At 50.5% G+C, this 11,125-nt stretch carries 9 protein-coding genes and 3 pseudogenes; 4 read left to right on the forward strand and 8 right to left on the reverse strand.

Annotation, left to right across the window (positions count from 1 at the left end; translation table 11 throughout):
* Nucleotides 1–58: 58 nt before the first annotated feature.
* Nucleotides 59–2,032: a TIM-barrel domain-containing protein gene (locus tag ABGT54_RS12740; RefSeq protein WP_346664421.1), complete on the reverse strand. Its 1,974-nt coding sequence runs from the start codon at nucleotides 2,030–2,032 to the stop codon at nucleotides 59–61.
* Nucleotides 2,033–2,389: 357 nt separating this feature from the next.
* Here ABGT54_RS12740 and ABGT54_RS12745 point away from each other — a divergent pair, with 357 nt between their 5' ends.
* The 3 genes from ABGT54_RS12745 to ABGT54_RS12755 all read left to right on the forward strand — a co-directional run bounded on the left by ABGT54_RS12745 (nucleotide 2,390) and on the right by ABGT54_RS12755 (nucleotide 4,133).
* The gene (locus tag ABGT54_RS12745) at nucleotides 2,390–2,620 is read left to right on the forward strand and encodes a hypothetical protein (RefSeq protein WP_346664422.1); all 231 of its coding nucleotides are present in this window, start codon (nucleotides 2,390–2,392) and stop codon (nucleotides 2,618–2,620) included.
* Nucleotides 2,581–3,015 carry a site-specific integrase gene (locus tag ABGT54_RS12750; protein WP_346664423.1) on the forward strand — a complete coding sequence of 145 codons (435 nt, stop codon included), beginning with the start codon at nucleotides 2,581–2,583 and terminating at the stop codon, nucleotides 3,013–3,015. Before ABGT54_RS12745 ends, ABGT54_RS12750 begins: the two co-directional genes overlap by 40 nt.
* 122 nt (nucleotides 3,016–3,137) lie before the next feature.
* On the forward strand, nucleotides 3,138–4,133 hold the full coding sequence (locus tag ABGT54_RS12755) for a hypothetical protein (RefSeq protein WP_346664424.1): 996 nt from the start codon (nucleotides 3,138–3,140) through the stop codon (nucleotides 4,131–4,133).
* 184 nt (nucleotides 4,134–4,317) lie between these two features.
* Here ABGT54_RS12755 and ABGT54_RS12760 read toward each other — a convergent pair whose 3' ends face one another.
* A complete protein-coding gene (locus ABGT54_RS12760; RefSeq protein ID WP_346664425.1) occupies nucleotides 4,318–5,349 on the reverse strand; it encodes a YeiH family protein in 1,032 nt (343 codons plus the stop codon).
* A 170-nt stretch (nucleotides 5,350–5,519) separates the two neighbouring features.
* Between ABGT54_RS12760 and ABGT54_RS12765 the strand changes: the two genes are divergently transcribed.
* On the forward strand, nucleotides 5,520–6,401 hold the full coding sequence (locus ABGT54_RS12765; RefSeq protein WP_346664426.1) for a LysR family transcriptional regulator: 882 nt from the start codon (nucleotides 5,520–5,522) through the stop codon (nucleotides 6,399–6,401).
* A 344-nt stretch (nucleotides 6,402–6,745) separates the two neighbouring features.
* Here ABGT54_RS12765 and atpC read toward each other — a convergent pair whose 3' ends face one another.
* From atpC to ABGT54_RS12795, 6 genes and pseudogenes are all read right to left on the reverse strand, one after another.
* On the reverse strand, nucleotides 6,746–7,162 hold the full coding sequence (gene atpC, locus ABGT54_RS12770) for an ATP synthase F1 subunit epsilon (RefSeq protein WP_346664427.1): 417 nt from the start codon (nucleotides 7,160–7,162) through the stop codon (nucleotides 6,746–6,748).
* A gap of 15 nt (nucleotides 7,163–7,177) precedes the next feature.
* Nucleotides 7,178–7,948 (reverse strand): hypothetical protein, encoded by a 771-nt coding sequence (locus ABGT54_RS12775; protein WP_346664428.1) that lies wholly within the window; start codon nucleotides 7,946–7,948, stop codon nucleotides 7,178–7,180.
* Entirely contained in the window at nucleotides 7,945–8,580 is a 636-nt protein-coding gene (locus tag ABGT54_RS12780) for a hypothetical protein (RefSeq protein WP_346664429.1), read from the reverse strand. Before ABGT54_RS12780 ends, ABGT54_RS12775 begins: the two co-directional genes overlap by 4 nt.
* Before the next feature lie 11 nt (nucleotides 8,581–8,591).
* A pseudogene (gene atpG, locus ABGT54_RS12785) lies at nucleotides 8,592–9,487 on the reverse strand (ATP synthase F1 subunit gamma).
* Nucleotides 9,488–9,499: 12 nt separating this feature from the next.
* Nucleotides 9,500–11,007, reverse strand: a pseudogene (gene atpA, locus ABGT54_RS12790) (F0F1 ATP synthase subunit alpha).
* A gap of 5 nt (nucleotides 11,008–11,012) precedes the next feature.
* A pseudogene (locus ABGT54_RS12795) lies at nucleotides 11,013–11,108 on the reverse strand (F0F1 ATP synthase subunit delta); the annotation flags it as partial.
* Nucleotides 11,109–11,125: the final 17 nt, after the last annotated feature.

The raw sequence follows: 11,125 nt of genomic DNA on the forward strand, positions 1-11,125 counted from the left end.
TTCTCTCCTTTCTTTTTTGCGTTCTATCATTAATGCACGAAGCACAAATGATCTGTCGTTACCGGAACATTTCCGGTTTCAGTTCTGATCCCTTCCGCAGGAACAAAGGAATCCTTTCCAGAGGGGCCTGGACTGTGAGCCATGCGCCGCCCTCGTATTCCCTGCCATCAAAAGCATCAATAAAGGTCTCTCCCTGGGGGAGATACACCCTGCGTTCTCTTACTCCCTGTTCATATACCGGGCATACCATCAGATCCGGTCCGAACAGATACTGATCAAAGATGTCATAGCAGATTTCTTCTTTATAATCAAAGAACAACGGCCGCATCACCGGCAGCCCTTCTTTGGACGCTTTGTGGAACTGTTCCAGGATATAAGGCCTTAACCGCTCCCGGATCTCGATATAATGCTTCAGGATCTCGTAGGCTTCCCCGCCGTAGCTCCAGATCTCGTTGGGCCCGCCGGAGTAACAGAATCCGTCCAGAGTAACCGGGGGTGATACCGGCCTGTCTTTTTTGTCCCGGAACCCGTGCAGTCTGAATACCGGGCAAAAAGCTCCGAACTGGAACCATCTCACCATACACTCCCGGTAATCTTCCGAATCCGGATCACCTCCATGGAAACCGCCAATGTCTGTGGTCCACCAGGGGATGCCGCTGACCGCTACATGAAGCCCTGTCTTGATCTGCCGGCGGAGACTTGCAAAGTCCGCGCAGATATCGCCGGACCAGAGGACCACGCCATAGCGCTGGCTTCCTGCCCACGCGCAGCGTATCAGGTTTACGATCTCTTTTTGTCCTTCGCTCATCTGGCCGTCATAAAAGGTCTTCGCATAATAGAACGGATACAGGCTGCTGACTTCCATTCCATTTCCGATCCAGTAGCGTAAGTTATCGTAATCATAAGGTCCGATCTCCGGCTCTGCTTCATCCAGCCAGAAATTACGGATGCCCAGACTGTAATAATTTTCTTTTACGCGCTCCCACACAAACGCTCTTGCCTGTGGATTGGTCGGATCATAATAAGTCTCAGGTCCCCTGCAGTATACCAGAGGTCCCGGTCCCCGCTCCGCCCGGATCAGCATGTTCTGATCCCGCATTGCAAAATAATTCTCGCTGCGCGGATCTACGGTGGGCCAGATCGACACCAGAAGGCGGACGCCCATTTCGTTCAACTCCTCCACCATCGCTTTGGGATCCGGCCAGCAGGCCTTGTCAAACTTCCAGTCTCCCTGCTGCGGCCAGTGGAAATAATCGCACACGATCAGGGAAAGCGGGATCTCTCTTCTTTTATATTCTCTTGCCACTTCCAGGAGCTCTTCCTGTGTCTCATAGCGAAGCTTGGACTGCCAGAATCCTGTCGCCCACTCCGGAAATTCCGGAGCAAAGCCGGTGAGCATGCAGTAACGCTTCTCAATCTCGGCCGGCGTATCTGCAGCGATCACAAGATAATCCATCTGTCTGGCCGACTCCGCCACCCAGCGGGTCTGGGAGGTCCCAAACTCGACTCTTCCGATGGCGGGATTGTTCCAGAGAAATCCATAACCTCTGGATGAGATTACGAAGGGGATCGTACTTTTTGTATTCTGCTGGCACAGATCCAGAGTCGCGCCTTTTAGATCGAAGAGATCGTGCGCCTCCTGGCCAAGCCCGTAAAAATGCTCTCCTGCCATGGCGCACAGATGCTGCTCTACATGAAACAAGCCGCCTTCTTTTCCGCGGATCACTCTGCCAGGAATATCCCGTTCATTCCTCCAGAGTTCTTGCAAAAGCAGCTCCTCTTTCCTGTTCCAGAAAGAAATCTTTCCATCTTCCGTAACTTTGACTTGAATGTCTCCGTTTATTAAAACAGCCTCTTTTTCGGTGGTTCTGATCTCCGCCTCCGCCTCGCCCGGCTCCAGCAGCGTCCAGTTCAGGTCCTGGATCTCTCCGGCGGCGGCGCGGACACGGATTATATGCTTCCCGTAAGGCTCGATCTGGACATTTTCTCCTTCGCGCAAAATTGTAATTCCAGTATTATCTGTCCGTATCATTCGTGCCCTTTCTATCCATATAAAAGTGTTTATTTTTCGCAGAGCTGTCTACTCTGCGAATCGTCCGAACGGTAATATCTATAGACTACAGTTTACCTGTTGCCCCCTTCTTTGTCAAGAAAATAAGCCGGTAAATTGGTCGTTTATGTCGTATAATCAGCATTTTTATGCAATTTTTTGCAAATAAATAACAACTTTTTCAAACTTGTCTTGAATAAATTTTCGTGATTTTATACACTTCGTTTACCGGTGCATGAAACGTCAAAAATGCGCCCTGGAATCAACCAAAAAAAGCAGCTTGTCCTATCAACGGATGCCTGTAAAACATACACCAGAACAAACGGGAGGAAAAACGGTATGAATAAAATGAGCAACCTCAAAATCGTAACTTTTGAAGAGATCAGCAGAGAATGGCTTTCCCTGGTCCGGATGCAGGTAAAAGAATCTTCCTATAACAGATACCGAAATCAACTGCAGAAAAACATTCTGCCAGTGCTTAGAAGCTGCCCCTGCTGTGAAATTACCACCCGGCAGCTTCAGGCTTTTTTATGTCTTCTTTTATCCGGATCGGCGAGCTCTGCGCGCTGACCTGGGGACAGATCCACCTTACGGAAGGTGAGATCTTCGTAACCCGCACGCTGCAAAGGCTGCAGGATATGAGCCACTCAACCGGGAACCGCACCCGCATCATTATCAGCACCCCAAAGAGTACTTGCTCCTTAAGGACCATTCCGCTTCCTGATTTTCTGGTCCGCTGGCTTACGCCCTTTCGGTCGTCGGAAGATGTATTTTTCCTCACCGGGCGCAGCGATAAATTTGTCGAGCCCCGTTCTCTTGAAAACCATCTGAAAAAGGTTCTTATCCAAAACGGTATCCGTCCGGTCAATTTCCATGCCCTCAGGCACACCTTCGCTACGCGTTGTGTAGAAGCTGGCTTCGATCTGAAGCGAGAAGGAAGCTGCTCCTTCCTTTTCGCAGAGTAGACAGCTCTGCGAATTAAAAGATTGAAACCTGCAACCCGGGAATATATAATACCTTTCAAACAGCATGTTTTCTTTGTGTCTGTAATCTGCTGAACGCTGGCTATTATGAAAGGAGTTTTCTTATGTACCAATTACAAGAACTTGCAGATTATGTCTCTTTTGACCGGATTCCTCTCTCCTGGGAGCACTGTCTTGCAGATGCTCTTGACAGCTATGACCCGAACTGGCTTGAAAGTCTTCCTTTTGATGAGATCATGACATTTTACGAGCTGGAAGAGCCTCTTTGCCGCAGGCTTTCCCGGGAAATCCAGACCCTTAGATCTGATGAAAAACTGAACTTTCTGTGCTGGCTCTGGAGACAGATTCTCTTTTTTGCTCCCGAAGCCGACTGCGGCGATATCTGGACCTGGGACAGCCATTCCTCTGCATTTTCCAGCCATGGGAGTCCTGTGATGGCGACTCTTGTCCTTCTAAGCGGGTATCCGATCCACCAGAAAAATATGGAAAAATATCATTTTGACGAGGCACAGATCCGGATGCAGAAATACGGCATTCGCTATTACTGCACCTGGGACGGCGAAAAGCACGGGACCGACGGGATGCGATTCCGCCAGATGATTTTTTCCAGTGGTCTTATTTCCGGACTGATGACCTGGCACGGATGTCTGCAGTTCGAATGGGTCCCCGGAGGTCTTGCTGTTCTCAAACCATTTTTGACCGGCAATCCACCGGTGATCTTTGTTCATATTCCGGAAGACGGCCCTCTGGACGAGACTATCGTCTCTTCTTCCTTAAAGACGGCCACTGAATGGATTCCGAAATACTACTCTTTTTCCGCAGAGCAGCCGCCTGTTTTCTTTACCCAGAGCTGGCTTCTTAGTCCCCAGCTAAGAGACTGCCTTCCCGCAGACAGCCGGATCTTAAGCTTCCAGAAGCATTTTAAGCTGCTGGACGTAGAGGAGTGTCCCAAAGACTTTCTTTACTTTGTCTTTGATTTAAGCGAAGCTCCCCAGTCTCTGGAAAGTCTGCCGGAAAACACCAGCCTGCAAAAGGAGATCAAGAAACGGCTTGTAAATGGCCTCCCCCTGGAACGAGGGCTTGGCATCCTGCAGGATTGATAAAGAATCCAGGAGATTCTTTATCATTTCATTCCTGTTTTTCATTAATCTATGACCGGAAAAGGAGATGTCTTACTGACATCTCCTTTTTTACAACTGCCACCAGATCCCTGCTGCCGCCAGATCCCTGCTGCCGCCAGATTCCTGCTGCCGCCAGATCCCTGCTGCCGCCAGATCCTTTTCGCTACCAGATTCCCAGCATGTGCTGCATACCAAGGCTTACTACCGTAATCCCGATCCAGCAGGCCATTCCCATCAGGATCGGTTTTCCTCCGGTTTTTACCAATTTCACAATGTTCGTATTCAGCCCCACTGCCGCCATGGCCATAATGATAAAGAACTTTGACAATTCTTTCAGAGGCGCGAAGATTTCCGCCGAAACGCCCGCCGCAGTTGCAACTGTGGTGATCACAGACGCACCGATAAAAAACAGAATGAAGAATGGGAAAATCTGCTTCATAGAAACTTTTCCATTTCCATCCCCTTTCTCTTTGCGAGTGCGAAGAAATGCCAGCGCCAGTGTGATCGGAATGATCGCCAGCGTCCTGGTCAACTTTACAGTGACGGCTTTATCAAGAGTGGCGCTTCCCAGGCCATACAAACTGTCCCAGGTAGATGCCGCAGCGGTTACGGAAGACGTATCATTTACCGCAGTTCCTGCAAATACGCCAAACGCTTCTCCCGAGTCCGTCGCAAATCCCAGTATTCCTCCCAATGTCGGAAACAACACCGCCGCCAGTACATTGAAAAAGAAGATCACCGAAATCGCCTGCGCCACCTCTTCATCATCCGCATCAATCACCGGCGCTGTCGCAGCGACGGCCGAGCCTCCGCAAATAGACGATCCCACGCCCACCAGCGTAGATATTTTTCCCGGAATGTGCATCGCGCGGTGCAGCACATAGGCAACCACCAAAGATGTGGCAATCGTTGAAACAATGATTGGCAGCGACTGCTTCCCGGTCTGCAGGATCACCTGCAGATTCAGTCCGAAGCCAAGCAGGATCACCGCATACTGCAGAATCTTCTTAGACGTATATTTGATCCCGCTCTCCAGATCCCCCTTCTCTTTTATCCCTAACGTCAGGATCATACCAGCCAGGATCGCGATTACCGGCCCGCCGACAATCGGAAACCGCTTCCCCAAAAGCCAGGACGGGACCGCAATACACAGACACAGCAAAATCCCCTTCCCATTTTTTCTCACAAACTCCATATTCTCCCTCCACACATTATCCACAACATTTTCCACAAAGCAAATCCTATCACGAAAATTTCATAATGTAAAATTATAAATATTTATTTTTTTATAAAAGTATGTTATCATACCATCAATGGGGACGGGGGATTCCCAGGAATCCCCCGTCCCCATTGATGGAGGTTGCCATGCTGGATCATCGTGTTTTTACTTTTCTGACCGTCTGTGAGGAGCAGAGTTTTACCCGGGCGGCAAAGAAACTTCATATTACCCAGCCTGCGGTATCGCAGCATATTCAGTTTATCGAAGAATACTATGGAGCCAGGGTGTTCTGTTTTCAGGGGCGGCGTCTCTGCCTTACCGAGGCAGGCGCTCTTCTTAAGAGCTCTCTGACTTCTCTCTACAATAATGAAACTTATCTGAAGGAACAACTTTTGTCTCTTTCGGATCTTCGTTATCGTCTGCGTTTCGGCGCTACGCTGACTGTGGGGGAATTTATGATCGCCGATCCTCTGTCGCATTTTCTGGCGGCACACCCGGATTCTGATATTTCGGTTACTGTGGCCAACACTGCTTTACTTCTGCAGAAGCTGGATGCCGGCGAGATTGATTTCGCCATTCTGGAAGGGAATTATCCCCGTCATCTGTACCGCCATACCCCATTTATCACTGACCGCTTTATTCCCATCTGCGGCAGGCATTACAAGTTTAAAAAAATGCCCCGGAGTCTTTTTGAGCTGACATCGGAGCGTCTTCTTGTCCGCGAGCCGGGTTCCGGCACCCGCAGGATCCTGGAAGACGCCCTGTCTGAATATGATCTAGGCATTGAAAACTTCACGCACGTCACCACCATTGGAAATATGAATACGATCAAGGAAATGGTGAAAAACAATTGCGGGATTACCTTCCTCTATAAAACAGCTGTACTGGACGAACTGCGTGATGGTTCTATCCAGGTGATTGATTTGCCGGACTGGCAGGTCCATCACGAAATCTCCATTGTATGGAAGGCAGAGCGTCTGTTTGAAGACACGCTCCGCGATCTTTTGCAGGAACTGTTCCATGTTTAAGGATTCTGCGTTCCTTTTCCAATCTGGACATTTCATAGTTTGTTTACATTTTTTTCTTAATTTAAACACAGAATCATCACAACTTTTTTCTATACTGTAACTGTTCAAGAAATTGAACACAAAATCTTTTTCATAACTTTTTCCTCAGGACTGCACTCCTCCCAGGCGCAGTCCTATTTTATGCCCGGCTTTTCACCTGGCTTTCCCCTGGTTTTCTCCTCTTTTATCCCATTTCCCCCAAAAGATCACCAAAATTGCCAGAAAAAAATCACACATAAAAGAGCCGATCCTGTCGTGCTTTTTTATGTGTGATTTTCTATATTTTATGTGTAATTTCCCGTATCCTAGATATCCCCGTGCTTATTCCGGGATGCCTTAAGCCTTGCCATGGCTCTTGCCAGCGAAGCCTGGGACAGGTGATACTCCTGGATGCTCTGCTTCTGACGCAGCCGCTCCTCGGCCCGTTCCTTTGCTTCCTCAGCCCGCTTCACATCAATGTCCTCGGGGCGCTCTGCCGTATTGACCAGCACAGACACCCGGTTGTTCATGATCTCTGCAAACCCCATGGACACCACGGCTTCCACCCATTCGCCGTCCGGCTTACGAAACTTAAGCTCCCCCGGATCCACGGCGATCACCATATTTTCATGATGGGGCAAAACCCCCTTTTGCCCGTCAGGCGCAGGGATCGTCAGGTACTGGCAGGGGCCCTCGTAAAATATTTTATCGCTGGATATGATCTTTAACGAAAATGTTCCCATGCTTTTTTACACTCCTTATGCCTGCTGCATCTGAGCCTTTGCTTTTTCTTTTACGTCCTCGATGGTTCCCACGTTAAAGAAGGCGCTTTCCGGATACTCATCCATCTCTCCGTCGATGATGGCCGCAAAGCCGCGGACTGTTTCCTCAAGCGGTACATATTTTCCCGGAGTGCCCGTAAATACTTCCGCCACAGAGAATGGCTGAGACAGGAATCTCTGTACCTTTCTTGCACGGTTTACTGTCATCTTATCTTCTTCTGACAGTTCTTCCATACCAAGGATCGCGATAATGTCCTGAAGTTCTTTGTATTTCTGCAGGATCTCCTGCACCTTTCTCGCCACCCGGTAATGCTCTTCTCCTACCACGTCCGGCTCCAGGATCCGGGAGGTGGATTCCAGCGGATCTACCGCCGGATAGATTCCCTGCTCCACGATCTTTCTGGAAAGAACGGTGGTGGCATCCAGATGGGAAAATGTGGTTGCAGGCGCCGGGTCTGTCAGGTCGTCCGCAGGCACATAGACTGCCTGCACGGAAGTAACAGATCCCTTTCTTGTAGAAGCGATCCGCTCCTGCAGAGCGCCCATTTCATTGGCCAGAGTCGGCTGATATCCGACTGCGGACGGCATACGTCCAAGCAGAGCGGACACCTCGGAACCCGCCTGCACAAATCGGAAAATATTGTCAATAAACAACAGCACGTTCTGATGCTCTTCATCACGGAAATATCCGCCATGGTAAGTCCCGTCTCCGCCACACGCATACGGGCTCCCGGCGGCCTCGTTCATCTGTCCGAATACCAGAGCTGTTTTGTTGATAACCCGGACTCGCTCATCTCGGTCCAGAGGTCATTTCCTTCACGGGATCTTTCTCCCACACCGGTAAAGATAGAATATCCTCCGTGCTCGGTGGCAATGTTGTGGATCAGCTCCTGGATCAGCACCGTCTTTCCTACTCCGGCGCCTCCAAAAAGACCGATCTTTCCGCCTTTGGCATACGGAGTCAGAAGATCAATGACCTTGATCCCGGTTTCCAGCACCTCCACAGCCGGGCTCTGCTCTTCAAAGCTTGGAGCCTTCCGGTGGATCACCCAGCGCTCGGCGTCTTCTGCGATCTCCTCTTTATCATCAATTGTTTCCCCCAGCACGTTAAAGAGACGTCCCAGGGTCTGTTCGCCTACCGGCACCTGGATCCCCGCGCCTGTGGCCGTAACTTCCATTCCTTTATAAAGTCCGTCGCTGGAAGCCAGCATGATACAGCGGGCCACATTATTTCCCACATGCTGAGCCACTTCCATGACACAGCGTTTGCCGCCGTTCTCTACCTCCAACGCATCCTTGATGCGGGGGAGTTCTTTCTGGCTCTCAAATTCCACGTCTACAACAGGCCCCATGACCTGTATGATCTTACCCTTTGTCATAATGTTCCTGCTCACTTCCTTTTCTGTGCATTTGCCCCGCCGATGACTTCCGTCAGTTCCTGAGTGATATCGGCCTGGCGCACACGGTTATATGTTATCCTAAGCTCATCCAGCATATCCGACGCACTGTCGGTCGCATTCTGCATTGCCTGCATCCTGGCGTTGTGCTCGCTGCAGTAAGACTCTACGAGGCAGCCATAGATCAGTCCCACCACATAGTTTGGCACAATATTATCCATAACGCTGTGGGCCGACGGGTACAGGATCATACCTTCCTGATATACGCCCGCAATGGACGGCATGTTCTGGGGCGTGAAACTGACCCTGTGCAACGGCAGGATCTTGATCTTCTCCGTCACTGCCTGCATCGCATTTTCCATCCGGGTGTAAATGATATAAATATCGTCCAGTTCCCCTTCTTCAAAAAGGGAAACCATCTCCTCCGCAATCACGCGGGCCCTGTACAGCGTCGGCTTCTGCACCGTATATCTGAATGAAGTATCCAGCAAAAGCCCCTGTTTTTTGGAAAAATACTGTCTGCCCAGCTCGCCAGCACATACATTTTATGGATTCCCGGCTCCGCCAGCACCTGCTCCGCCATCTTAATGACGTTATGATTGTACGCGCCGGCCAGCCCTTTATCCGCAGTGATCACGATACAGCCGATCTTGCGTTCTTCCGGCGGGATCTTCTCCCGGGTGTCGAAGAAATGGCTGTGCATATCCGGAACGTGCCGCAGGATTCTGGAAATTTCCGCCTGGATCCCAAAAAAGAAGGGTTCTGTATCCGCAAGCTTTTTTCTGGCCTGCTTCATTTTTGAAGAAGAGATCAGATACATGGCATTGGTAATCTTTCTCGTCTCCTGGATGCTGGCCATCCTTTCTTTCAGCTCTCTTGCATTTGCCATCGTTCCACCTGCTTATCTTGTTTCTTTAAACTGCTTTACTGCCTCTATGATCTGTTCTTTCAACCCGTCGTCCAGCACTTTCTTCTCCTCCAGCGTCTGGCCGATCTGCGGGTGCTCCCGGTCAAAATACGCCAGCATATCCATCTGAAATTCTTTGACCTTTGCCGTTTCCACGTCCATCATCAGACGGTTTGTCGCCGCCACAAGGGTAATCACCTGTTCCTGCATGGACAGCGGCCTGCCAAGAGGCTGTTTTAAAAGTTCCGTCAGGACGGCGCCGTATTTCAGCTGTTCCCTGGTTGCTTCATCCAGATCCGAACTGAACTGGGTAAAGGATTCCATTTCCCTTGCCTGGGCAAGGTCGATACGGATGCTTCCGCTGGCCTTTTTCATCGCCTTGGTCTGGGCCGCGCCGCCCACACGGGATACGGAAAGCCCTACATTGACCGCCGGGCGCATGCCGGCGTTAAAAAGGCTGCTCTCCAGAAAGATCTGCCCGTCTGTAATGGAAATGACGTTGGTGGGAATGTACGCAGGACACGTCTCCCGCCTGCGTCTCGATGATCGGCAGAGCCGTAATGGAACCGCCTCCCGCCTCTTCATTTAACCGGCTGCTTCGCTTCCAGCAATCTGGAATGCAGATAGAAGACATCTCCCGGATAGGCTTCACGTCCCGGAGACCGTCCCAGCAAAAGCGAAATGGCGCGGTAGGCCACCGCATGCTTGGACAGATCGTCATAAATGATCAGCACATCTTTTCCCTGATACATAAAATATTCTGCAAGCGCAGTCGCAGAATAAGGCACGATATACTGCAGCGGCGCGCACTCGCTGGCCGTTGAGCAAAATACCGTGGTATACTCAAGCGCGCCATGTTTGCGAAGGGTATTTACCAGCTGCGCTACTGTGGACGCCTTCTGGCCGATCGCTACATAGATGCAGATCACATCTTTCCCCTTCTGATTAAGGATGGTATCCATGGCGATCGATGTTTTTCCGGTCTGGCGGTCTCCAATGATCAGCTCACGCTGTCCCCGCCCGATCGGGAACATCGAATCAATGGACAAGATTCCTGTCTCCAGCGGCACGCTGACCGACTTACGTTCCACAATGCCGGGAGCCTCCTGCTCTACCGGCCGGTACTCGCTGGCCTCGATCCCGCCCCGCCCGTCGATGGGGGAGCCCAGAGCGTCCACGATCCTTCCGATGTAGGCCTCTCCTACCGGAATGCCGGCGCGTCTTTTTGTCCGGGCTGCTTTTGTTCCCTGTGTAACTTCGCTGTCATCTCCAAACAAGATGCAGCTGATCTCATTTTGTTTGATATCCTGAACCATGCCTTTCAGGCCGTTTTCCAGGGTAATGATCTCGCCATACATGGCATGGTCCAGACCATAGATCGTGGCGATCCCGTCTCCTACGGAAACCACCGTCCCTACTTCCTGGTTGCGGCTGATCTCGTCATAGTTGTTTATTTCTTCTTTTATGATAGAGATAATCTCATCTGAACTGATTGCGCGCAATCCATTCACCTCCAGGTTAATTTTTGTTCCAGCCTGCTAAGCCTTCCTTCTACGCTGTAATCATACTCTTTGTCGCCGACAGACAGAATAAAGCCGCCAAGAAAACACGCGATCTAGT

The sequence above is a fragment of the uncultured Merdimonas sp. genome (assembly GCF_963929015.1).
In the GTDB taxonomy this organism is placed as follows: domain Bacteria; phylum Bacillota; class Clostridia; order Lachnospirales; family Lachnospiraceae; genus Merdimonas.

Coding starts and splice junctions, on each gene's coding strand:
- ABGT54_RS12740 (WP_346664421.1), bottom strand. CDS start 2,032: ATGATACGGACAGATAATACTGGAATTACAATTTTGCGCGAAGGAGAA.
- ABGT54_RS12745 (WP_346664422.1), top strand. CDS start 2,390: ATGAATAAAATGAGCAACCTCAAAATCGTAACTTTTGAAGAGATCAGC.
- ABGT54_RS12750 (WP_346664423.1), top strand. CDS start 2,581: ATGTCTTCTTTTATCCGGATCGGCGAGCTCTGCGCGCTGACCTGGGGA.
- ABGT54_RS12755 (WP_346664424.1), top strand. CDS start 3,138: ATGTACCAATTACAAGAACTTGCAGATTATGTCTCTTTTGACCGGATT.
- ABGT54_RS12760 (WP_346664425.1), bottom strand. CDS start 5,349: ATGGAGTTTGTGAGAAAAAATGGGAAGGGGATTTTGCTGTGTCTGTGT.
- ABGT54_RS12765 (WP_346664426.1), top strand. CDS start 5,520: ATGCTGGATCATCGTGTTTTTACTTTTCTGACCGTCTGTGAGGAGCAG.
- atpC (WP_346664427.1), bottom strand. CDS start 7,162: ATGGGAACATTTTCGTTAAAGATCATATCCAGCGATAAAATATTTTAC.
- ABGT54_RS12775 (WP_346664428.1), bottom strand. CDS start 7,948: ATGAACGAGGCCGCCGGGAGCCCGTATGCGTGTGGCGGAGACGGGACT.
- ABGT54_RS12780 (WP_346664429.1), bottom strand. CDS start 8,580: ATGACAAAGGGTAAGATCATACAGGTCATGGGGCCTGTTGTAGACGTG.